This window comes from Zavarzinia sp. (assembly GCF_041650655.1).
Lineage (GTDB): Bacteria > Pseudomonadota > Alphaproteobacteria > Zavarziniales > Zavarziniaceae > Zavarzinia.
The window spans coordinates 16,237-37,287 of sequence record NZ_JBAZKR010000021.1; the positions used below are offsets into that span (position 1 = coordinate 16,237).

Annotated in this window: 20 protein-coding genes; 10 read left to right on the forward strand and 10 right to left on the reverse strand. The window is 69.2% G+C overall.

The genetic code is table 11. From position 1 onward, the window contains the following. Window positions 1-74 precede the first annotated feature (74 nt). Window positions 75-1,337 carry an oxygenase MpaB family protein gene (locus tag WC493_RS06760; protein WP_373063852.1) on the forward strand — a complete coding sequence of 421 codons (1,263 nt, stop codon included), beginning with the start codon at window positions 75-77 and terminating at the stop codon, window positions 1,335-1,337. 1 nt (window position 1,338) lies between these two features. On the opposite strand, the gene WC493_RS06765 is transcribed toward WC493_RS06760, so the two are convergent. From WC493_RS06765 to WC493_RS06775, 3 genes are all read right to left on the reverse strand, one after another. Further along, window positions 1,339-2,028 carry a DNA-3-methyladenine glycosylase I gene (locus WC493_RS06765; RefSeq protein WP_373063854.1) on the reverse strand — a complete coding sequence of 230 codons (690 nt, stop codon included), beginning with the start codon at window positions 2,026-2,028 and terminating at the stop codon, window positions 1,339-1,341. After that, complete coding sequence (locus WC493_RS06770) at window positions 2,025-2,624, reverse strand: TetR/AcrR family transcriptional regulator (RefSeq protein ID WP_373063856.1); 600 nt, start codon at window positions 2,622-2,624, stop codon at window positions 2,025-2,027. The genes WC493_RS06765 and WC493_RS06770 overlap by 4 nt, the downstream gene beginning before the upstream one ends. Window positions 2,625-2,702: 78 nt before the next feature. Further along, window positions 2,703-3,440 carry a hypothetical protein gene (locus WC493_RS06775; protein WP_373063858.1) on the reverse strand — a complete coding sequence of 246 codons (738 nt, stop codon included), beginning with the start codon at window positions 3,438-3,440 and terminating at the stop codon, window positions 2,703-2,705. 158 nt (window positions 3,441-3,598) lie between these two features. Here WC493_RS06775 and WC493_RS06780 point away from each other — a divergent pair, with 158 nt between their 5' ends. Continuing rightward, window positions 3,599-4,687, forward strand: a complete 1,089-nt coding sequence (locus tag WC493_RS06780; RefSeq protein WP_373063860.1) for a hypothetical protein — start codon at window positions 3,599-3,601, stop codon at window positions 4,685-4,687. A 69-nt stretch (window positions 4,688-4,756) separates the two neighbouring features. Beyond that, window positions 4,757-6,271, forward strand: a complete 1,515-nt coding sequence (gene ilvA / locus WC493_RS06785; RefSeq protein ID WP_373063862.1) for a threonine ammonia-lyase, biosynthetic — start codon at window positions 4,757-4,759, stop codon at window positions 6,269-6,271. Here ilvA and WC493_RS06790 read toward each other — a convergent pair. After that, window positions 6,268-7,206 carry a GlxA family transcriptional regulator gene (locus WC493_RS06790; RefSeq protein ID WP_373063864.1) on the reverse strand — a complete coding sequence of 313 codons (939 nt, stop codon included), beginning with the start codon at window positions 7,204-7,206 and terminating at the stop codon, window positions 6,268-6,270. The genes ilvA and WC493_RS06790 overlap by 4 nt on opposite strands. 98 nt (window positions 7,207-7,304) lie before the next feature. Here WC493_RS06790 and WC493_RS06795 point away from each other — a divergent pair, with 98 nt between their 5' ends. Then, window positions 7,305-8,555 carry a sarcosine oxidase subunit beta family protein gene (locus WC493_RS06795; protein WP_373063866.1) on the forward strand — a complete coding sequence of 417 codons (1,251 nt, stop codon included), beginning with the start codon at window positions 7,305-7,307 and terminating at the stop codon, window positions 8,553-8,555. 1 nt (window position 8,556) lies between these two features. Here WC493_RS06795 and WC493_RS06800 read toward each other — a convergent pair whose 3' ends face one another. Together WC493_RS06800 and WC493_RS06805 are read right to left on the reverse strand one after the other, a co-directional pair. Next, window positions 8,557-9,492 carry a hypothetical protein gene (locus WC493_RS06800; protein ID WP_373063868.1) on the reverse strand — a complete coding sequence of 312 codons (936 nt, stop codon included), beginning with the start codon at window positions 9,490-9,492 and terminating at the stop codon, window positions 8,557-8,559. Between the two features lie 323 nt (window positions 9,493-9,815). Continuing rightward, window positions 9,816-10,724: a LysR family transcriptional regulator gene (locus WC493_RS06805; RefSeq protein ID WP_373063870.1), complete on the reverse strand. Its 909-nt coding sequence runs from the start codon at window positions 10,722-10,724 to the stop codon at window positions 9,816-9,818. Window positions 10,725-10,877: 153 nt separating this feature from the next. On the opposite strand from WC493_RS06805, the gene WC493_RS06810 reads away from it, so the two are divergent. After that, complete coding sequence (locus WC493_RS06810; protein ID WP_373063872.1) at window positions 10,878-11,114, forward strand: hypothetical protein; 237 nt, start codon at window positions 10,878-10,880, stop codon at window positions 11,112-11,114. Between the two features lie 28 nt (window positions 11,115-11,142). Further along, a complete protein-coding gene (locus tag WC493_RS06815; protein ID WP_373063874.1) occupies window positions 11,143-11,361 on the forward strand; it encodes a hypothetical protein in 219 nt (72 codons plus the stop codon). A gap of 54 nt (window positions 11,362-11,415) precedes the next feature. Here WC493_RS06815 and WC493_RS06820 read toward each other — a convergent pair whose 3' ends face one another. The 3 genes from WC493_RS06820 to WC493_RS06830 are packed head-to-tail and all read right to left on the reverse strand — an operon-like array spanning window position 11,416 to window position 13,675. Continuing rightward, window positions 11,416-11,973 carry an ActR/PrrA/RegA family redox response regulator transcription factor gene (locus WC493_RS06820; protein WP_373063876.1) on the reverse strand — a complete coding sequence of 186 codons (558 nt, stop codon included), beginning with the start codon at window positions 11,971-11,973 and terminating at the stop codon, window positions 11,416-11,418. 2 nt (window positions 11,974-11,975) lie between these two features. Beyond that, entirely contained in the window at window positions 11,976-13,340 is a 1,365-nt protein-coding gene (locus WC493_RS06825) for an ActS/PrrB/RegB family redox-sensitive histidine kinase (RefSeq protein WP_373063878.1), read from the reverse strand. A 41-nt stretch (window positions 13,341-13,381) separates the two neighbouring features. Beyond that, a complete protein-coding gene (locus WC493_RS06830; RefSeq protein WP_373063880.1) occupies window positions 13,382-13,675 on the reverse strand; it encodes a DUF1244 domain-containing protein in 294 nt (97 codons plus the stop codon). 87 nt (window positions 13,676-13,762) lie between these two features. On the opposite strand from WC493_RS06830, the gene WC493_RS06835 reads away from it, so the two are divergent. Further along, entirely contained in the window at window positions 13,763-16,321 is a 2,559-nt protein-coding gene (locus WC493_RS06835) for an ATP-binding protein (RefSeq protein ID WP_373063882.1), read from the forward strand. On the opposite strand, the gene WC493_RS06840 is transcribed toward WC493_RS06835, so the two are convergent. Further along, window positions 16,299-17,276 (reverse strand): mitochondrial fission ELM1 family protein, encoded by a 978-nt coding sequence (locus tag WC493_RS06840; RefSeq protein ID WP_373063884.1) that lies wholly within the window; start codon window positions 17,274-17,276, stop codon window positions 16,299-16,301. The two genes, WC493_RS06835 and WC493_RS06840, sit on opposite strands and share 23 nt — an antisense overlap. A 132-nt stretch (window positions 17,277-17,408) precedes the next feature. Here WC493_RS06840 and WC493_RS06845 point away from each other — a divergent pair, with 132 nt between their 5' ends. From WC493_RS06845 to pyk, 3 genes are read left to right on the forward strand one after another with little or no spacing between them, the layout of a single operon-like run. Beyond that, entirely contained in the window at window positions 17,409-18,311 is a 903-nt protein-coding gene (locus WC493_RS06845) for a DMT family transporter (RefSeq protein WP_373063886.1), read from the forward strand. A 3-nt stretch (window positions 18,312-18,314) separates the two neighbouring features. Further along, entirely contained in the window at window positions 18,315-19,610 is a 1,296-nt protein-coding gene (locus WC493_RS06850; RefSeq protein ID WP_373063888.1) for a glycerate kinase, read from the forward strand. Beyond that, a complete protein-coding gene (gene pyk, locus WC493_RS06855; protein ID WP_373063890.1) occupies window positions 19,607-21,049 on the forward strand; it encodes a pyruvate kinase in 1,443 nt (480 codons plus the stop codon). Before WC493_RS06850 ends, pyk begins: the two co-directional genes overlap by 4 nt. Window positions 21,050-21,051 lie beyond the last annotated feature (2 nt).

Below are 21,051 nucleotides of genomic sequence, written 5' to 3' on the forward strand. Positions count from 1 at the left end.
CGGGGCTCGGCCCCATGTAAGTAGATATGAATAATTGCTCATATACAATCGATGAAAACAAGTGGAGGAGCGTGATGACCAAGACCCCCGCCCAAAGCCCTGTGCCCGCCCGCTGGCGCGACCCGGACCATGATCCGGCGCCCTGGACCCTGCATCTGACCCGCCATTTCGGGGCGCCGAGCCAGGACCCCGTCCGCCGCGCCGCGGTGCGCGATGGGCTTCTCCGCAGCGACGATCTGGCCGACGCCTTGGTCGACTGGATGGCGGAGAGCAAGGGCCAGGGCTGGCGCCTGTTCGACCAGGCCCTCCGTGACGGCATCGAGGCGATCCCGAACCCGCCCGAGGCGCTGTCTGCCTTCTTCGCGCAGATCGACCGCCGGCCCGATTGGGTCGACGACGACAAGCTCCGCCTCGGCTGCCGGGTGGCGCTCTCGACCGGGCCTCTGCTCCGCTACGCGCTGGGCTCCGGCACGCTGATGGTCGGCTATTGCTCGAGCGCCATTGCCCGCGTCCTGGTGATGACCGGGGCGCTCGACCGCCGGACCTATTCCCGGCTGGAGGAGACGGGGAAATTCGCCGTCGACATTTTCGCCTCGGGCACGGTCGGCCGCTTCTCGGACGGTTTCGCTGCCGCCGTGCGGGTCCGCGTCATGCACACGATGGTCCGCCGGGCGCTGCGCAAGGACAAGCGCTGGCGGGAAGACCTCTGGGGCCTGCCGATCAACCAGTCCGACATGGCGGCGACGGCTTTGGCCTTCTCCCTCGGCATGGTCGGGCCGCTGATCGACCTCGGCCTGACGCTGACACCCGCCGAGAAGGAAGGCGTCGTCCACCTCTGGCGCTACGTCGGCTATATCATGGGGGTCGAGGAAACCCTGTTGCCCGAGAGCTATGCCCAGGCGGCCGCGCTGTTCAGCCTGATCGTCCGCTCCCAGCCCGATGCGGACGAGGACAGCCGCGTACTCTCCCGCGCCCTGTTGGGGGCCGCGCGCGACGCCCTGAAGGACCTGCCGAAGCCCTTCGGCCCCTGGCTCGCCGAAGCCGACGCCATCACCTATGCCGGCGCCTCGCGCCACATCATCGGCGACGTCGCGGCCGATACGCTGGGCATTCCCAAGACCGCCTGGCGCTTCGCCCCCCGGGTGCTGAAGCCCGCGATCGCGGCCGCCAACAGGATCCGCCAGGTGCCCCTCGCCCGCGAAGCCGTCGCCGGCCTCCGTCTCGCCCTTCTGCAGCGGCAGATCCGCAAATCCTTCCGCGACCGCAAACCGGCCTTCGAGACCGGCGAAGGCAGCCCCCTGCGCAAGCCGGAGGACATGCCCCGGGCCGCCGAATAGGTCAGTGGCGGGGCGGACTGTCGACGCTCATGGCGAGCGTCCGGCTGATCGCGGTGAGGTCGCGGCCGGACTGTTTCGACCAGGTGTTGAAGGCGGCCTGTACGGCAGCCATGTCCTTCTTGGACGACGGCAGCTTGGCCACCACGCCCTCGCGGATCAGGGCGGCGATCACGTCGGGCGAGGTGACGAAGGCTGGCTTGCCGATCATGCGCAGGAAGCGCATGGCGGAATCGCCGCCCAGGTGGCTGCCCCGCTTCTTGAAGATCTCGAGCAGGCCGACGTAGTCCCCGTCCGGCCAATCGGCGATGAAGCGCGCCGCACTGCCGGCCTCGCGGGCGAGATCGAGGACGAGCTGGGCATTGACCTGGACCGAGCGGATCTTGGCGCCGTTCCGCACGATGCCCTTGTCGGCCAGCAGGGCGTCGAATTTCTCATCCGACATCATGGCGCAGGCCGCCGGGTCGAAATGATCGAAGCCCGCCTCGAAGGCCGGCCATTTGTCGTCGATCACCTTCCAGGAGAAACCGGCGTAGAAGATCCGCCGGGTCATGGCGGCCAGGATGCGGTGATCCGGTATCGCCGCGATTTCGCCCGGCGCTTTCGAGGGGGTCTCTGCCAGCAGGGCTTCGAGCGCCGGCGCCCCGCCCTTGCGCGCCGCGGCCTGGGCGAAGATCGCCTCGAAACGTCTCATCGCGTCGCCTCGCCACGGCAGTCGAGCAGGGCCAGGGCGGGCATCACCACGCCTTCCAGCAGGCGGCGTTCCGGCCGCACCCGCGCCAGGACACGCACCCCCATCAGAACGCCCAGCAGATGGCGCGCCAGTTCCGCCGCCGGCAGGGTGGCGGCGATCGTACCGTCGCGCTGGCCAGCCGCGACCAGGCGCCCGAAGAACCCTTCGATCCGGGCCAGCACCGCATCCACTTGGCGCTGGAAACCGGCGTCATGGGGGGCGACGTCGAGGGCGGCATTGACCAAGAGGCAGCCGCGGTGATGGGGATCGGCCAGCGACCGTTCCACCACCTCGCGGAAGAAGGCGGCGATGCCGTCGCGCGGCGCCATCGTCTCGCAACGGGCCATGCGTTCCGCCACCGTCGTATCGACATAGTGGTCGAGCGCCCGCTCGTAGAGCGAGCGCTTGTCACCGAAGGCGTTATAGAGGCTGGCGCCGTTGATCCCCATGGAGGCCGCCAGTTCGCGCACCGAGGTCGCCTCGAAACCATTGTTCCAGAAGCATTGCACGGCGGCATCCAAAACGGCCGCCTCATCGAATTCGCGCGGCCTCGCCATCGCATCCTTCCCGGTCAGCCGGGCTATTTTAGATCACCCGGTCGACAACTCAAGCGAACCGTCAGGACCAAGACTGTTTCAGGGCCGGGACGGAATCACGAAGCCGTCGCCGCAGCGCCCGAAGCGGGTCTTGCCGCTGCGCGGCTTGCGCGGGGCGCCGGGCTCCGGCCCCCAGTCGTAGTCGACCGACAGCGAGACCAGGAGGCCGCCCTTGCAGGTCAGGCGGAAGGCCCCCACCAGCTCGGGCAGGCGGGCGGCGACCGCGGCATCGAATTCGGTGCGCGAGAGCGGCTTGTCGACCGGCAAGGCGAGGCCGGTCACGATCGCCTCGGTGGTGTCGAGCGACCAGGTGATCCAGGTCGCCGGGTCCATGGGCGAGCAACTGCCGTGCTTCACCCATTCATGGCGTTCCAGGCATTTTTCGGTACCGGCGAAATAGCCCTGCTTCTTCTTCCAGGCATCGGTGCGGTAGAGCGCCGGCACATCCGGCAGGCGGCAGAAGTCGGCGCCGGTGCGGCATCCCGTCTCGGTACAGGAGCCTTCGGGGAAACGGTCGCCGGAACCTGCGGCATAATCGACCCAGAGCCCGTGCAGTTGGATCGCCGCCGGTTTGGGAAAGCCGCGACAACTGGCGTCCCGGCGCTTCTCCTTGCAGAAGGTCGCCGGCACCGTGAGCTCCAGATGGTAATAGGGCTGCCACTCCGTCGATACGCTACAGGAAGTGTCGGCGAGAGCGGGCGCCGTTACAGCAACGGCCAGAGCCGCGGTCACGGCGCGGATGATGCGGAGCCGACGCAATCCCCATTCCTTCATCATTCCCCTCTTTCAGCCACGAATCGTCGAAACCCAAACCGCCCGCAGACCACACGCTAATCCACACCAATTCGACCACTTTTGCGCTATTTTCCGCGCAAAATGCAGCTTAGGTTTTGTCGCGATCGGTGGCGATGATAGCCAGATCGGGAGTGTGAGGCATGAAGAAATCGGTGTTCGTCGCTGGCATTCTGGTGGCGTCCAGCAGTCTCGGCGGCTGCGTCAGCGTCTTCGAAGGAACGTCGCAGGATATTTCAGTGAACACCACGCCGGCAGGGGCGACCTGCGTGTTCGAGCGCGAGCAGAAATCGATCGGCACGCTCACCACGACGCCCGGCACCCTGACCGTGCGCAAGAGCAAATACGACATCACCATCCGCTGCGACAAGACAGGTTACCAGCAGGCATCGGCGGTTAACCATTCCGGCGTCTCGGCGGCGATCGCCGCCAATATCGCGGTCGACATCCTGTTCACCGCCGGCATTTCGTCGATCGTCGATTCCGCCAATGGCGCCGACAACAAATATGACCCCGTGGTCAACCTCACTCTGGTCCCGATCGGGGCGCCTGCCTCCCCCATGGCGTCGGCGAGCTCTCCTTCCGCTGTTCCGCCCGCACCGCCGGTCCCGGCGGCGGCTAGCGCCTCTGCCGCGCCCGCCCCTGTCACGCCGGCCCCAGCCACCGTGGCGCCCGCGGCTACCGCACCCGTTGCCCTGACCCCTGCCGCGGCCACTCCGGCCACCCCGGCTTCCGCTGCCCCGGCCCCGGCGACCACGGCGCCGGCGACAACCGAGGTCGCGGTCGCAGCACCCGCTCAGACGAGCGCCGCACCCGTGGCGACGCCGCCCGCGACGACGCCCGCCGCAACGGTGCCTGAGAGCGCTCCCTCGGCAATCTCCGCCACGACCGCCAGTACTGGCGGTCCGCTCGAGTCGCGCTTCGCCGACAAGACGGTCTATGCCCTGGGCTCCGGCGGCACCTACGTCGACTATTACGCCCCGGGCGGCAAGGCGGTGCGCAAGGAAGCGAACTGTATGCGCGCCGGCACCTGGTCGATCAGCGACGACCACTTGTGCCTGCAGTTCCCGAGCCAGGGCTCGACCACGACCTGCTACGCCGTCACCGGCACGTCGAAACAGCCGGAATTCCGGGACGCTGCCCAAGGAGTGACGGCGCCGGTGATCCGCACGCAACTGGTCTCGTCCGGCAATGCCGCCAGCCTGCCGCTGGACACGCTGACCTGCCATTGACGGCAGAAAACCGTGGTGTCGGCTGCGGGTCCCGACTAACACTTGCGGCCTCCACCGGAGGGGTCGCAAGTGACGGACTATGTGCGCAAGATCCTGGATGCCCGCGTCTATGACGTCGCGGTGCAGACGCCGCTCGATGCCATGGTGCGGCTCGGCGCGCGGATCGGCGCCGAGGTCCGCCTGAAGCGCGAAGACCTGCAGCCGATCTTCTCGTTCAAGATCCGGGGCGCCTACAACAAGCTGGTGCGTCTGTCGCCCGAGGCGCGGGCGGCCGGCGTCATCTGCGCCTCGGCGGGCAACCATGCCCAGGGCGTCGCCCTCTCCGCCCGTCAGCTCGGCGTCTCCGCGACCATCGTGATGCCGGTGACGACGCCGCCGATCAAGATCGAGGCGGTGCGCTATTTCGGCGCCGAAGTGGTGCTGACCGGCGATACCTTCGATGTCGCCTACGAGCACGCGCGGAAGCTCGAGCGCGAACGCGGCCTGACCTTCGTCCATCCTTACGACGATCCGGACGTGATCGCCGGCCAGGGCACCGTCGCGGTCGAGATCCTGCACCAGCACCCGGAACCGATCGAAGCGATCTTCGTGCCCGTGGGCGGCGGCGGGCTGGCCGCCGGCATCGCCTCCTACGTCAAATTCCTGCGCCCCGAGACCAAGGTGATCGGGGTCGAGCCCATCGATGCCGCCTCGATGCAGGCGGCGATCCGGGCGGGCGAGCGGGTGGTGCTCGACCGTGTGGGCCTGTTCGCCGACGGTGTCGCCGTGCGCCAGGCCGGGGTCGAGACGTTCCGCCTGTGCCGCGCCCTGCTCGACGATGTGATCACCGCCGACACGGACGCGATCTGCGCCGCGATCAAGGATGTCTTCGAAGACGTCCGGGTGATCGCCGAGCCGGCGGGCGCCCTGGCGCTGGCCGGGTTGAAGGCCTATGCCGCCGAGAACCCCGTGCGCACCGGCACGCTGGTCGCGATCAATTCCGGCGCCAACATGAATTTCGATCGCCTGCGCCATGTCGCCGAACGGGCCGAGATCGGCGAGGCGCGCGAGATCCTGCTCGCCGTCACCATTCCCGAAGTGCCCGGCTCCTACCGCCGCTTCATCCAGACCCTGGGCAACCGGGCGATCACCGAATTCAACTACCGCTATGCCGCGGGCGAGGACGCCCATGTCTTCGTCGGTGTGAAGCTCGGCGATGCGCTGAAGGAAAAGCCGCCGCTGATCCAGGCGCTGCGCGACCTCGGTTACCGCGTGCTCGATATTTCGGCCGACGAGACGGCCAAGCTCCATATCCGCTATATGGTCGGCGGCAAGGCCCCCGCACTCACCGACGAGGTGATCCTGCGCTTCGAATTCCCGGAGCGTCCGGGCGCCCTGATGCGCTTCCTCGACGGTGTCGGCAAGGACTGGAACATCACCCTGTTCCACTACCGGAACCACGGCGCCGACTATGGCCGCGTGCTGGTCGGGCTCCAGGTGCCGGCGGGCGGCCGCGCGCGGCTCGAGGCGGAACTGGCCGAACTCGCCTATCCCTACGAGGACGAGACGGAAAACCCCGCTTACCGCCTGTTCCTGGGGCGTTAATTCTCGCTGCTCGGGGCGTGGCCGAAGCGGGCGCGATAGACGCGGGCGAAGTGGCTGGCACTGGCGAAACCACAGGCGAAGCCGACCTCGGCGACCGAAAGCTCGGTCTGTCGCAACAGGGAACGCGCCCTGTCGAGGCGGACGCCCAAGTAGTGGGCGGCCACCGTCGTGTTCAGCCGTTCGGCGAAGAGCCGTTCGAGTTGGCGCACCGAGACGGCGACCCGGTCGGCCAGATCGCGGCGCGACAGCGGTTCCTCGATATGGGCCTCCATCGCCTCGATCACCTTGACCAGGCGGCGGTTGGCGATGCCGAGCCGCTCGCCCACCGGCATCCGTTGCAGGCGGTCGCCGTGGCGGATCTGGTTCTGCAGGAACCAGTCGTTCACTTGGGCCGCCAGCAGGGCGCCGTGATCGGCCGCGATCAGCTCGTGCGCCATGTCGAGCGCGGCGATGCCGCCGGCGCAGGTGAGCCGGCCGCGGTCGATCTCGAACAGGCTGCCGGTCAGGCGCAGCTCTGGGAATTCCTCGGCAAAGGCAGGGGCATGTTCCCAATGGACCGTGCAGTGGTAACCGTCCAGCAGCCCGGCCCGGGCCAGCACCACGGGCCCGCCCGAAATGCCGCCCAGGCCGACACCACGCCGGGCCAGCTGACGCAGCCAGGCCAGCGTCGGCCCGTGATCGAAATCGATCCGCTGGCCGCCCGCGCAGACGAAGAGCAGGTCGAAATCCCCCGCCCCCGTCGCCGCCTGCTCGACCGGCAGGGCACTGCCGGTCGAGGCGGCGACCGGCGCCCCGTCGACCGAGACATGGCGCCAGCGATAGAGTTCCCGGCCCGAGAGCAGATTGGCGGCACGCAGCGGCTCCACCATCGAGGCGTAGGACATCAGGGCGAAGCCGGGCACCAGGAGGAATCCCACGCTACGGGGCGGCGGCATTTCGGTCATGTCGTAACCAGGCGATGATCTGTCGCTTCCAGTCATGTCCCCGGCCGGCCTCCCGGTCAATGCTGAAAGCCGCCGAGACGGACCCTGCGATGCGCCATTCGATCTTCTCCCTCGCCCTCAATGCCCTGACCGGACACCGCGCCTGGCGCCCGACGTGGACCGATGCCGCCCCCCGGCCGGATTACGACGTGATCGTGATCGGCGGCGGCGGCCACGGCTTGGCGACCGCTTATTACCTGGCCAAGGTGCATGGCATCCACCGGGTCGCGGTCGTGGAGAAGAGCTGGATCGGTTCCGGCAACGCCGGGCGCAATACGACGATCATCCGCTCCAACTATCTGCTGCCGGGCAACAACGCCTTCTACGAGCTTTCCATGAAGCTGTGGGAAGGGCTGGAGCAGGAGCTCAATTACAACGCGATGGTCAGCCAGCGCGGCGTCCTGAACCTGGCCCATTCCGATGCCCAGCGCGACGCCTATGCCCGGCGCGGCAATTCGATGCGCCTGCATGGGGTCGACGCCGAACTGCTGGACCGCGGCCAGATCGAGGCGATGGCGCCCTTCCTCGATTTCGACAATGCCCGCTTCCCGATCAAGGCGGGCCTCCTCCAGCGCCGGGGCGGCACCGCGCGCCACGACGCCGTGGTCTGGGGCTATGCCCATGCCGCCTCCAAGCTGGGGGTCGACATCGTGCAGAATTGCGAAGTGACCGGCTTCCTCCGCGACGGCGAGCGCATCGTGGGCGTCGAGACCACGCGGGGGCCGATCCGGGCGGCCAAGGTCGCCATGGCCGTCGCCGGCCATTCGTCGCTGGTCGCGGGCCTCGCCGGCTTCCGCCTGCCGATCGAGAGCCATGTCCTGCAAGCCTTCGTCTCGGAAGCGGTGAAGCCGTTGATCCCGGGCGTGATCACCTTCGGCGCCGGGCATTTCTACATCAGCCAGTCCGACAAGGGCGGGCTCGTCTTCGGCGGCGACATCGACGGCTATAATTCCTACGCCCAGCGCGGCAACCTGCCGGTGGTCGAGGATGTCTGCGAGGGCGGCATGGCCCTGATGCCCATGATCGGGCGGATCCGCCTGCTGCGTTCCTGGGGCGGCGTCATGGACATGACCATGGACGGCACGCCGATCATCGATCATTCACCGGTCGACGGGCTCTATCTCAATGCCGGCTGGTGCTACGGCGGCTTCAAGGCGACGCCGGGCTCGGGCTTCTGCTTCGCCCATCTGATCGCCCGGGGCGAATCCCATCCGACCACCGCGGCGATGCGGCTGGACCGCTTCGCCCGCGGTTATGTGATCGACGAGAAGGGCCAGGGCGCCCAGCCCAACCTGCACTGAGTCAGAACGGGATCGCCGCCTTGCAGTGACGGCTCTCCAGGCCCAGTTCCTCGCCGTTGCCGTCCCGCGTCTTCCAGGCGGTCAGCACCGGGCGCTCGTCCGCGCTGTCCAGCGGCACATAGGCGAGTTCCTCCGGCAGGCCAGCGACGGCAAAGCAGCTCGACTTCTCGCCCGGCAGGTTCAGGCACAGTTCCTCGCCCGCGGTCCCGCCCCGGACCGACCAGCTGCCGACCCGGTCGCAACGCCCCGCCCGCCGCACGAAGCGCCAGTTGGGATCGAAATAGTCGACCACGGAGACGGGCTCGCCCGCGGTGGTGTGTAAATAGAAAGTCTTGCCGGCGAGTGCCGCCGCCAAGTCCGAGACCGGCTGGCCCGCGCCGTCGACCGCGAGCCAATGGGGCGCGCCGGCACCGAGGGAAGCGAAACGCTCGGCGATCGCGGCATTGAGCCCAACCAGGGCGTCATGGGTGGTGGTGCCCAGCGCTTCCGCCCCGTTGTCGCAGGCGAATTCGAAGCCGTCGCCGTTCCGCCAGGTCCGCTCGGCGGCGACCCGCGTCTGCCACATCGCGCCGCTGCGGTCCTGCAGCGAGATGCGGGCGGCGACGTCGATCTCCGCGGTCGACGCAGCGTGCCAGAATTCGATGAAGTAGCGCCGCTCGAACCAGAAGCGCCGCTCGAAATCGAGGCCGAGGTCGAGCGGCAGGGCGTCGACCACGATCTGCCCGTCGAAGCCCTGGGCCCGCAGCTCGGCGGTCGACAGCGGCGCCGGCCCGAGCTCGACCGAAGCGACCATCTGGCGGATCTGGCTCTCGACCGATTGGCGGAAGGCGGGGGCTGCATCCAGCGTCAGGTAATCGGCATTGCAGTGATAGGCCGAAGGGGCGACGGCGCCGCTCAGCGGCTCGGCCCGGATGACCAGCAGGTAACGGCCCGCCAATTTCGCCCCGACCGGGGTCGCCGCCGCGGCGGCCGGTTGGACCGGCGCATCGACGTCATATCCGACCGCGCATCCCCCGAGAAGCATCACCCCGGCAGCCAGCCCCAACCATCGCAGCATCGATCGCAGTCCCCAGCGGATTGACGGCGGGCCGGCCGACCCAGCCCCGTTCCGAAACCTAACGTCAATATTGGCCTCGTACCAGTTTAGCATTTGATAACGGGTACTTACGCTGTGCCCGGCGGCCGCCCCCGGATACCGCGATCGGGACCGATCCACGGCGAGAGCGCTGTAGATTGCGCGCAACATATCTGTTTCTTTGATCAAATTCGGGCTGAATCATGGGAAAGCAGCCGCTGCCACAACCAGAGGCCGGCCGGCCCGAGGGCGCGGTCGGTGCGCCGGGCCAGGAACAGCGGATGGCTGGTTCCTTCGGGCGGGAAGCCGGCGATGCGCAGGCGCACCAAGCGCCCTTCGGCCAGATCGGCGGCGACCAGATGCATGGGCATGGTGCCCCAGCCGGTCCCGGCCAGCAGCATGGCGCGCTTGGTGGCGAGATCGCCGAGCCGCCAGGGCTGACGGCTGATGACATCGAAGTCGCGGCCTTCGGTCACCCGGCTGCGGTCGGTCAGCACGAGTTGGACATGTTCGGCCGCGACGTCGGTCTCGATCGTGCCCGTGACCTGGGCCAGCGCATGGCCGGGCGCCGCCACCGGCACCAGGCGCACGGCGTGGAGCGCGGTCGCGGACAGCCCCGTGCCGTCGTGTACCGTGCCCTCGAAAATGCCGATCTGGGTGGCGCCCCCGACCACCCGTTCGGTGACCGCCCCCAGTGCCTCGATCTCCAGGCGAATGGCCACGGTCGGATAGGCCGCGCGCAGCTCGGCGAAGACGGACGGCAGCAGATGCCCCGGATAGAGCACGTCGACCACCAGCGAGACCTCGGCCTCGACGCCGCGCCCGAAGCCGGCGGCCCGGGCCAGGAAGGCATCCGCCTTGGCCAGCACCGCGCGGGCATCGGCCAGCAGGGCCTGGCCGGCCCGGGTCAGTTGCGGGCGTTTGGCCGAACGGTCGAACAGCCCGATGCCGAGCTGCCCTTCGAGCGCCGCGATCGCATAGGAAACCGCCGATTGGGCCCGCTGCAACCGCTTGGCCGCGGCGGAAAAACTGCCGGTCTCGACCACGACCGAAAAGACGCGCAGCTGGTCCAGGGAAAAGGGCTCGATATTCATCGGCAAGACCCATCTGAATTCCAGATGATAATTGCCGAAAATATATCTGATTTTTCGAGGTTCGACATCCCCATCTCTTCAACAGGCAGCGAGGCCACCCCGACGAGGGAGCGACGCCCGCAACGCCCGACAGGAAAGAGTAAGGAGACTTCGATGACCCCCACGTCCCGCATCATCGCCGCCCTCGGCGCCTTGGCCATCGCCAGCATCGGCTCGACCGGCGCCTATGCCGCCCGTGCCCAGGAAGGCGACGCCTTCCGCCTGCCCCCGATCACGGGCCAGGCGCCTCAGCAGCAGGCCCCGCAGATCCAGAAGGCAACCTCCAGCTCCGGCACGTCCAACGCCGCCACTCAGGTCGACAGCGACTATCCGGTCGGCCGCGACAACTGATCCCTACCGAAAACCAAGGAGAAACGTGATGACCACTTCGATCCGCCTGATCGCCGCCCTCGGCGCCCTCGCCATCGCCAGCATCGGCTCGACCGGCGCCTACGCCGCCCGTGCCCAGGAAGGCGACGCCTTCCGCCTGCCCCCGATCACCCAGCAGGGCCAGCAGGCTGTCACCGCCAGCTCGGGCGTGACGTCGGCCACGGTTGCGGCCGACGACACCGTCTACCCCCAGGGCCACAACCGCTGACCCCGACGGACCGACGCGGGCCGGGCCTTGCGCCCGGCCGGCGCCTGGCCGGGTTCAGCGCGGCGAGTGTTTGGCCAGGATGCGCTGCAGGGTGCGCCTGTGCATGTTGAGCCGGCGGGCGGTCTCGGAGACGTTCCGCTCGCACAATTCATAGATCCGGTTGATGTGTTCCCAGCGCACGCGATCGGCCGACATCGGCCGTTCCGGCGGTTCCGGCTTCTCGTCGCCGTCGGCCTGGAGGGCGGCGTCGATGTCGTCGGCATCGGCGGGCTTCGCCATATAGTCGACCGCCCCCGCCTTCACCGCGGCGACCGCGGTCGCGATATTGCCATAGCCGGTCAACATGACGATGCGGGCATCGGGATTGGTCTCGCGGATCGCCGCCACCACGTCGAGCCCGTTGCCGTCGGCCAGCCTGAGATCGCAGACCGCAAAGCGCGGCGGATTGGTCCGCGCGGCAGCGATGCCGGCCGCGACCGAACCCGCCGTGGTGACGGCATAACCGCGCTTGGCCAGTGCCCGTGCCAGCCGTTCGCGCAGGGTATCGTCGTCGTCGACCAGCAGCAGGGTCCGGCTGGCATCCACCTGCCCGGGAGCCGAAATCATATCCATGGTCATCTCACTTCCCGACTTTCTGTGGGAATGGTCGCAGCCGCGGCGACCACCGCATTTCCAACGTCCAATATGCGCCGGGGCCAGCGAATCGCAACCTCGGCACCACCGTCGACCCGGTTGAAGAAGCTGATCCTGCCACCCGAATGCTCGAGCAGCGTCTTGGCGATGAAGACGCCGAGGCCGAGCCCTTCGCCGGTCCGCGTCGTGACATAGGGCTCGCCCAGGGATTCGAGGACTTCGATCGGAAAGCCCGGGCCGTCGTCACTGACCGCGACAACGACTTCGTCGGCGTCCCAATCGGCCACGATCACCACCTGATCGGCCGCGTAGCGCATGGCGTTTTCGACCAGATTGCCGATGCCGTGGATGATCTCGGCGCTACGCTTCACCTGCGGTTCGGGGCCGCTGCCCGCGATCTCGAGCGAGAAGCGGACATGACGCCGGATATGGGGCGCCGCCGCCGCCTCGACCAGCGCGGTCAGGGGCAGGATCGAGAAGGTCGTGTCGCGCATGTCCTCCGGCCGGCGCGACAGGCGCGACAGGATCTCGCGGCAGCGCCGGGTCTGGGATTGCAGGATCTCGATGTCGTCGGCATGGGGGCCGTCGCCCAATTCGTCCGCCAGCTCGCCGGCCACGATGGCGATCGTGGCGAGCGGCGTGCCCAGCTCATGCGCCGCCGCGGCGGCGAGCGCCCCCAGGGCGGAGAGTTGCTGCTCCTTGGCGAGCGCGTCCTGGGTCGCGGCGACGGCGCTGGACAGACGCCGCGCCTCGGCCGCAACGCGCCAAGCATAGGTCACGATGAAGACCATGCCGAGCGCCAGGCTGGCCCAGATGCCGAGCAGATAGACCGGATCGAAGTCGACTGGGTCGCCCCGCCAGGGCAGCGGCAGGTGAAAGATCGACAGGATGGTGATGCAGGCGAGGGCGAGCGCACCGAGGCCGATGGTCAGCCCCAGCTCGAGGATGGTGGCCGAAATGGTGACCGGCACCAGGATCAGGAACGAGAAAGGGTTCTGCAGGCCGCCCGTCAAATAGAGCAGGGCGGCGAGCTGTAGCACGTCATAGGCGAGATAGAGATAGGCTTCGCGCTCGGTCAGCCGCTTGCTCGCGGGATAGACGAGCTGGAGCACGATATTGACCAGCACCGAGGCAAGCACCGGGATGACGATCGCCGGGACCGGCAACGGAAAGCCCAGCACCGCCGAGACGACGATCAGCGCCCCCACCTGACCGCCGATCGCGAGCCAACGCAGCAGGACGAGGGTGCGCAGACGCAACGGTGCACCCGCCGCCGCCTTGGTCAGCGACGCCGCGGGGCTCTCCCGCTCATCCGATTCGCCCGCACTCCAGAAACTACTCGGCATGGGCGGCAGCTTAGGCTTCCAGCACCGGCTCCGCCATGGCCTCACGCTCCGCCTTTAGCCGCAAAGAGCGCCTTCTGCTCGGGCGTCGCCTCGGTCTGATGGCACCGCTTCCATTCCTCGTAGGGCATGCCATAGACCGCCTCGCGGGCTTCGTCCTTCGATAGCGGTACGCCCGCTGCGTCGGCCGCGTCCTTCAGCCAGTTGGACAGGCAGTTCCGGCAAAAGCCGGCGAGGTTCATGAGGTCGATGTTCTGAACCTCGGTATGGGCGCGCAGATGCTCGACCAAGCGGCGAAAAGCCGCAGCCTCGAGGATCGTCCGCGTTGCATCGTCCATTCACTCTTCCCCTTTCCCTCACTCGCTGAGGGTTGGTTAACCTTTGTCCACCAGATTTGTCAGCATGTATCTGACCGACGATCCGTCATGAAAGTCCAGCGGGACAAGGGACGCCGCCCGGTGCGGCCGCGCCAGCTCATGCTGCGCATCGCCCTGGTGCTACTCGCCCTGGTCCTGGCTTTCCTGGGCAATCTTTATGTCGAGCGGCAGATCGCGATCGGCCAGGGTGACGACAGCCTGCGCAGCGGCGCCGGCGTGGGTGCCCTGATGACCGCCCGCAGCCTGGAAGTGGTCGAGGCGGTCATCCTGGCCGGCACCCGCATCGCCGTCGAGCGGACCGGGCCGGACGGCCCCATCGCCGACCCTTGGAGTTTGCAGAACGCCCTCTCGGTGGTGGTGGACGCGCGCGCCGCCGTGGCCGACATCGGAATCTACGACCCGGAGGGCGCCCTGGTCGCCGCAGCCGGCGGCGGCCGCTACTTGCCGCCCCGCCTGGCCGACCCGCAGTGGCTCTCGCCCCCCCCTGTCGCCGGCTCGGGCAGGCCGGTGGCAGGCATCGCCCTGACCACAGCCGATGGCGCGCCCGTCGTGCCCGTAGCACTCCGCCTGCCCAAGGGGGCGGGACCGGAATGCCTGGTGGTCGCCGCTCTGCGACCCAGCTACTTCGCCGACATCTTCAACACCTACCGGCGCCGCGAGACCTCCATCATCACGCTCTATGACAACCGGGGCCGCATCGTCGCGCGGACCGCCACCGACAGCCTGCAGCCGGGAAACCCGTCAGGCGGCGACATGGTGGCGGCCGACGAAGCTGCCCATCCGGCCGACGGGTCCCGCGTCGGCGCCAGCGCCCCGGTCCCCGGCACCGGCCTTTCGATCGCCGTGACGGTGGCACGGGGCGAACTGGCGGCCGCCTGGTGGCAGGCCAAGTGGAGCTCGATCACCGTCTTCTTCGCCTTCCTCGGCGTCCTCGGCATCGGTGCCGTCGCCTTTTACCGCCGGCTCCGCGACCTCGAGCGCAACCGCGTCGACCTCGCCCTGGCGCGCGACCAGGCGAACGAGGCGAACCGTGCCAAGTCGCGCTTCCTCGCCATGATGAGCCACGAACTGCGCACCCCGATGGCCGGCGTCATCGGCACGCTCGACCTGCTGCGCCAGACCCCGCTCAACCGCGAACAGGCGCAATACGCCCAGATCCTGAATACCTCCGCCAATGCCCTGCTCGACGTCCTGAACGACATCCTCGACTTTTCCAAGATCGAGTCGGCCGGTGTCGCCATCGAGGCGATCGACTTCAACCTGGACGACGTCGTGAACTCGACCGTCGACCTGTTCCGCGCACGCTGCGAACAAAAGAAGATCACGCTGCGGGCGGTGATCGCCGACGACGTGCCCCGCTGGCTGCACGGCGACCCGGCGCGGCTCCGGCAGGTCCTCTCCAACCTGGTCGGCAATGCCGCGAAATTCACCGACGACGGCGAGATCACGGTGCGCATCAACCGCCTGCCCGCCAGTCCCGAGACCCTGCATTTCGAGGTCCAGGATACCGGGGTCGGAATATCCAGCGCGACCCAGGCCATGCTGTTCGAACCCTTCGTGCAGGCCGATGCCTCGACCTCGCGGCGTTTCGGCGGCACCGGCCTCGGCCTCGCCATCTGCCGACGCCTGGTCAAAGCGATGGGGGGCGAAATCGGTGTCGCCAGCGCGATCGGCCAGGGCAGCCTGTTCTGGTTCACCGCCCATCTGCGCGCCGGCTTGAGCCCGGCCCGGCCCTCCGCCTCCGTGGTGGCAGCCACGGTGCGCCCCCAGCCCCCTGCCGATGTCCAGGTCCCGGCGGCAGAGACCCTGCCGCGCATCCTGGTGGCCGAAGACAACGACATCAACCGCTTCCTGATCCAGGAGCAACTGAAGCGCCGCAACTTCGACGTCACCACGGTCGAGAACGGCCGCAAGGCGCTGGAAGCTCATGCCGCCCGGCCCTTCGACCTGATCGTGCTCGACATGCGGATGCCGGTGATGGACGGGCCGACCGCCCTCGGCCATATCCGCGCCCTCGAAGGCAATGCCGCCCTTGTCCCGGTGGTCGCCCTGACCGCCGACGCTCTGCCGGCGGACAAGGAAGTCTATCTGCGCTCGGGCGTCGACGCCCTGCTGACCAAGCCGGTCGACTGGAAGGCGCTGGAGGCGACCCTGCGCCGGCTGCTCGACACCAACAAGCCGGCGGCATCGGCTGCGCCGTCCGCCGCCGCGGAAGCCGCCCTGCCCGCCGACCTGCTGCGCCTCGGCCCTGCCAATCCGGATTTCGACCGCCGCGCCATCGACGAATTGCGCGACGTGATGAGCGACATCGCGATCGCCGAACTGATCGGCTCCTTCCGCGTCACCCTGGCGGAGGAGAGCGAGAAACTGCATCGCGCCGTCGCCGCCGGCGACGCCTTCCACGTCCGCGAGGCGGCCCACACGATCCAGGGCATGGCGTCGCAACTGGGCGCCGCGGGCATCACCACGGTCGCCCGCAGCATCCGCCTGGACGGGCCGGTGCCGCTGCCACCCGGCGCCATCGAGCAGCGCCTGGCCCTCTATGACACGGTGGTCGCGGCCACCCTGGACCGGCTCGACGCGATCACGGAAAGAGGCGCCGCCTGACTTCGGCCGCGATGCGGGGCATCTCGTCCAGCGGCTCGTAATGCCAGGCGTCGAAACGCCCGTCGAACCAGCGCACGTAACCATCGGCGACGAGATCGTCGACGAAGCGGCCGAGCCGGCGCGAGCGCCCGGGCAGGCGTGCGACATGCACGGGTTTTCCCGTGATCAGCGCTTCCGAGATCATCGAAACCGAATCGGCTGTGATCACCAGATGATCGGCGAGGCCGAGCAGGCCGAAATAGGGATTGTCGCCCTTGCCGTCCCAGATGAAGCGCGGCCGGTCGCCCAGCGCCTCGCGCAGGCCCTCCATCGCCGGGGGGCCGGTGCGGCGTGACGGCGTCACGGCGAGACTGCCACCGACGGCAGCCGCCGCCGCGGCGAGCCTCGCCCCGAGTTCGGCCCCGGTGCGCCGGTCGAGCAGGTAGCGCCGGTTCGAGCCACCCAGCAGAACCCCGATCAGGGGCCGCGGCATATGGGCGAATCGGTCGCGCCACTGGTCCGCCCCGGCCTGGATCTTGGTCTGTGTGACGCGGTGCAGCCCGGCCCTGGTCTCGATCACATTGGGCCCGGACAGACGGTCGTGGCGCGGCGCCACGACGACGTCGAACAGGCCGAGCGCCATCTTGGGATTTTGCAGGTGGACGAGGCGCGTGCGCCCGCCGCTGGCCGCCTTGATGGCGACGGCAAGGGGGGCCGCGACATTGCCGGTCGAGATCACCACGTCGGGCCAGGGCGGCTGCAGGGAATCGCTGTCCGCCGTCGGTGCCGCCAAGGGACGGAACCACAGGCGGCCGGGCAGCCAGTCCCAGGGCCGGCGCGCGCGCACCCGCTTGGTCTCGTAGGAAAGGCCCAGTGCTTCGGCCAGGCCGACCACCTGGGTCTCCATGCCGGCGTGGCCCTCGCTCAGGCACCAGGCGGTGGCCGGTGCCGTCACCGGCGATAATGCCGTGCTCACACGCCCTCCCAAACCGCTGTACCCGAACCGTTGCACCCGCGCGAGAGGGTAGCGAGACCGGCGCCGGGCACAAGCCCGCATTTCCCCGATCGCCATAGGCGGCCCGGCGGCGTGAGGCTATAAGTCGCGGCCATGACCGCGTCCACCGCCACTTCGGCCCCTTCGGCCCCCGCGCCCACCTGGGCCCTGCCCGCCCTGGTGGCGGGCGCCGCCGCCATCGGCTGCTCGCCAATCTTCGTCCGCCTCTCGGAACTGGGGCCGACGGCGACCGGCTTCTGGCGCCTCACCCTCGCCCTGCCGCTCTATTGGGCCTGGGCGCAGGTCGCGGCGAAGCGCGGCAACGCCAGTCCGGCGCTGCCCGCAGGCTCGCGCCGGCGCCTGCTGATCGCCGGCCTCCTGTTCACCGGCGACCTCGCCACCTGGCATTGGTCTATCCATTTCACCTCGGTCGCCAATTCGACCTTGTTCGCCAATTTCGCCCCGGTCTTCGTGGTCTTCGGCGCATGGGCCCTGTTCGGCGAGAAGCCGCGGCCGGTGTTCCTTGCCGGCCTCGCCCTCACGGTCGGCGGTGCGGCCTGCCTGATCGCCGATTCCTTCACGATCGGCGCCGATCATGCCTTGGGCGACGGGCTCGCCCTGGTCACCGCCTTCTTCTTCGGCACCTATCTGCTGGCGGTCAAGGACCTGCGGCACCGGATCGATGCCGCCCGCCTGATGCTCTGGTCCAGCATGGTGACGGCACTCGGCCTGCTCGTCATCGCGCTGATCTCGGGCGAATCGATCCTGCCTACCAGTTGGCACGGTTTCGCCGTCCTGCTCGGCCTCGCCTGGGTGTCCCAGGCGGCGGGCCAGGGGTTGATCGCCGAGGCGATGGGCCACCTGCCTGCCGGCCTGTCGTCCCTGGTCATCCTGGTCGAACCGCTGTCCGCCGCCCTGCTCGGCTGGGTCGTATTGGGCGAGGCGCTGGGGCCCGTCCAGGCCCTGGGCGCCGGCCTCATCATGGCGGGCATCCTGGTCGCCCGGCGGGCAGGCTGAGCCATGGACGGAGACCTTCGCGACTCGCTCTTCCAGGCCGCCCTCGCCGGGGCCGACGCCGGCGCCGCGACCCGCCGCAACCTGCCCGGACGCCCGCGCGGGCGGACCGTCGTGGTGGGCGCCGGCAAGGCCGCCGCTGCCATGGCCGCCGCCTTCGAAGACGAATGGGACGGCCCGCTCGGCGGCCTCGTGGTGACCCGCCACGGCCACGGCCTGCCGTGCCGCCGGATCGAGGTGATCGAGGCCGGCCACCCCCTGCCCGACGGTGGCGGCACTGCCGCCGCCGCTCGCATCCTGGAGAAGGTCGGCGGCCTCGGCCCGGATGATCTCGTGGTCGCCCTGATCTCGGGCGGTGGTTCGGCGCTGATGAGCCTGCCGGCCCCCGGCCTCTCGCTCGCGGACAAACGGGCGGTGACCGGCGCCCTGCTCCGCGCCGGAACCCCGATCGGCGAGATCAACGTCGTGCGCAAACACCTCTCGGCGATCAAGGGCGGCCGGCTCGCCCTCGCTGCCCATCCCGCCGCGGTCGAGGCCCTGATCGTCTCCGACGTGCCGGGCGACGATCCGGCGCTGGTCGCCTCCGGCCCGACCCTGCCCGATCCCTCCACCCTTTCCGAGGCGGCGGCGATCCTGGCCCGGTGGGGCATCGAGCCGCCGCCCGCCGTACGCCGCCACCTGGCCGATCCGGCGGCTGAGACGCCGAAGCCGGGCGAGCCCCGCCTCACCCGCTCGCAGGCCCGGCTGATCCTCCGCCCGGCCGACATGCTGGCGGCGGCTGCGACGGCGGCACGCGCCTCCGGGCTCCGGGTGATCGAACTGGGCGACCGGATCGAGGGTGAAGCGCGCCAGGTCGGCGCCGCGCACGCCATGATCGCCGCCGCGGTCGCGGGCGGCGGGCCGACCGCCATCATCTCCGGCGGGGAACTCACCGTCACCGTCGCGGGCGACGGGGCCGGCGGGCCCAACAAGGAATATCTGATGGGTCTCGCCCTGGCCCTGGGCGGCGCCCCGGACATCATGGCGCTCGCCTGCGACAGCGACGGGATCGACGGCACGGCGGCCGACGCCGGCGCCCGGATCGATCCCACGACCCTGGCCCGGGCGCAGGCGGCCGGGATGGATGCCGCGGCCATGCTGGCGCAGAACCGCTCAGCCGACTTCTTCGCCGCCCTCGGCGACTTGGTGGAAACCGGCCCGACGCGGACAAACGTGAATGATTTCCGCGTCATTTTGGTCAACGTTCCGTCACCGATTGGCCGTGGCGGCGACACGATGGCGGCGTTACCCTTCGGCCCATGAAAAAATTCAGAAGCCGCCGCGCCCGCATCATCGCCACCCTGGGTCCCGCCTCGTCCGACAGCGAGACCATCAAGGCCCTCTATCAGGCGGGGGCCGACGTCTTCCGCCTGAACATGAGCCACGGTAGCCACGACGACCATCGCGCCCGCTTTGCCGCCGTGCGCGCGGTCGAGGCGGAGCTGGGCCGGCCGATCGGCATCCTGGCCGACCTGCAGGGACCGAAACTGCGCATCGGGCGCTTCGCCGCCGGCAGCATCGAGGTCGCCCCGGGCGACCGCATCACCCTCGACATGGACGAGACACCGGGCGACGCCAGCCGGGTCTGCCTGCCACATCCCGAGATTTTCGCCGCCATGCGGCCCGGCACCGAGCTTCTGCTGGATGACGGCCGCGTCCGCCTGATGATCGAGACGACGACAGGCGAACGCGCCGAGGCGCGCATCGTCGAGGGCCGGCGGCTCTCCGACCGCAAGGGCGTCAACGTCCCGAACGCCATCCTGCCGCTCGCCGCCATGACGCCGAAGGACCTGCGCGATCTCGACTTCGCGCTGGAAATCGGGGTCGACTGGATCGCCCTCTCCTTCGTCCAACAGCCCGAAGACGTCGCCGCCCTGAAGGCGATCGTCCAGGGCCGGGCCGGCGTCCTCGCCAAGATCGAGAAGCCTTCGGCGGTCGAACAGATCGACGGCATCCTGGCCGAGTCGGACGCCATCATGGTGGCGCGCGGCGACCTCGGCGTCGAACTGCCGCTCGAAACCGTGCCGGGCATCCAGAAGCGCCTGACCGCCAAGGCCCGGGCCGCCGGCAAGCCGGTCGTGGTCGCGACCCAGATGCTGGAGAGCATGATCACCGCCCCGGTGCCGACCCGGGCCGAAGTCTCGGACGTCGCCACCGCCGTCTACGACGGCGCCGACGCCGTGATGCTGTCTGCCGAATCGGCTGCCGGCAGCTTCCCCCGCGAAGCCGTCGCGACCATGAGCCGGATCGCCGAACAGGCCGAGCGCGACATCGTCTACGACCGCCTGATCCACGCCCAGCGCGAGAGCCCGGGCGAGACCACGGCCGATGCCATCACCGCCGCTGCCCGCCAAGTCGCCGCCACGGTGAAGGCGGCCTGCATCGTCACCTTCACCTCCACGGGCTCGACCGCGCTGCGTGCCGCGCGGGAACGGCCGGAGACGCCGATCCTGGTGCTGACCCCGAGTCTCGACACCGCGCGCCGTCTGGCTCTCGCCTGGGGCCTCACCTGCGTGGTCACCGACGACGTGAAGAATTTCGCCGAGATGGTGCAGCGTGCCGGGGCGACCGCGGCGGTGCAGGAATTCGCCGTGCCGGGCGATCAGATCGTGATCACCGCCGGCGTGCCCTTCGGCACTTCCGGCGCGACCAACATCCTCCGCGTCGCCACCATCGGCCGCCCGGGCGATCCGACGGTCTGACC

Coding starts and splice junctions, on each gene's coding strand:
- WC493_RS06810 (WP_373063872.1), top strand. CDS start 10,878: ATGACCCCCACGTCCCGCATCATCGCCGCCCTCGGCGCCTTGGCCATC.
- WC493_RS06795 (WP_373063866.1), top strand. CDS start 7,305: ATGCGCCATTCGATCTTCTCCCTCGCCCTCAATGCCCTGACCGGACAC.
- WC493_RS06765 (WP_373063854.1), bottom strand. CDS start 2,028: ATGAGACGTTTCGAGGCGATCTTCGCCCAGGCCGCGGCGCGCAAGGGC.
- WC493_RS06775 (WP_373063858.1), bottom strand. CDS start 3,440: ATGATGAAGGAATGGGGATTGCGTCGGCTCCGCATCATCCGCGCCGTG.
- WC493_RS06770 (WP_373063856.1), bottom strand. CDS start 2,624: ATGGCGAGGCCGCGCGAATTCGATGAGGCGGCCGTTTTGGATGCCGCC.
- WC493_RS06820 (WP_373063876.1), bottom strand. CDS start 11,973: ATGGATATGATTTCGGCTCCCGGGCAGGTGGATGCCAGCCGGACCCTG.
- WC493_RS06850 (WP_373063888.1), top strand. CDS start 18,315: ATGGACGGAGACCTTCGCGACTCGCTCTTCCAGGCCGCCCTCGCCGGG.
- WC493_RS06830 (WP_373063880.1), bottom strand. CDS start 13,675: ATGGACGATGCAACGCGGACGATCCTCGAGGCTGCGGCTTTTCGCCGC.
- WC493_RS06815 (WP_373063874.1), top strand. CDS start 11,143: ATGACCACTTCGATCCGCCTGATCGCCGCCCTCGGCGCCCTCGCCATC.
- WC493_RS06780 (WP_373063860.1), top strand. CDS start 3,599: ATGAAGAAATCGGTGTTCGTCGCTGGCATTCTGGTGGCGTCCAGCAGT.
- WC493_RS06835 (WP_373063882.1), top strand. CDS start 13,763: ATGAAAGTCCAGCGGGACAAGGGACGCCGCCCGGTGCGGCCGCGCCAG.
- WC493_RS06760 (WP_373063852.1), top strand. CDS start 75: ATGACCAAGACCCCCGCCCAAAGCCCTGTGCCCGCCCGCTGGCGCGAC.
- WC493_RS06845 (WP_373063886.1), top strand. CDS start 17,409: ATGACCGCGTCCACCGCCACTTCGGCCCCTTCGGCCCCCGCGCCCACC.
- WC493_RS06825 (WP_373063878.1), bottom strand. CDS start 13,340: ATGCCGAGTAGTTTCTGGAGTGCGGGCGAATCGGATGAGCGGGAGAGC.
- WC493_RS06790 (WP_373063864.1), bottom strand. CDS start 7,206: ATGCCGCCGCCCCGTAGCGTGGGATTCCTCCTGGTGCCCGGCTTCGCC.
- pyk (WP_373063890.1), top strand. CDS start 19,607: ATGAAAAAATTCAGAAGCCGCCGCGCCCGCATCATCGCCACCCTGGGT.
- WC493_RS06805 (WP_373063870.1), bottom strand. CDS start 10,724: ATGAATATCGAGCCCTTTTCCCTGGACCAGCTGCGCGTCTTTTCGGTC.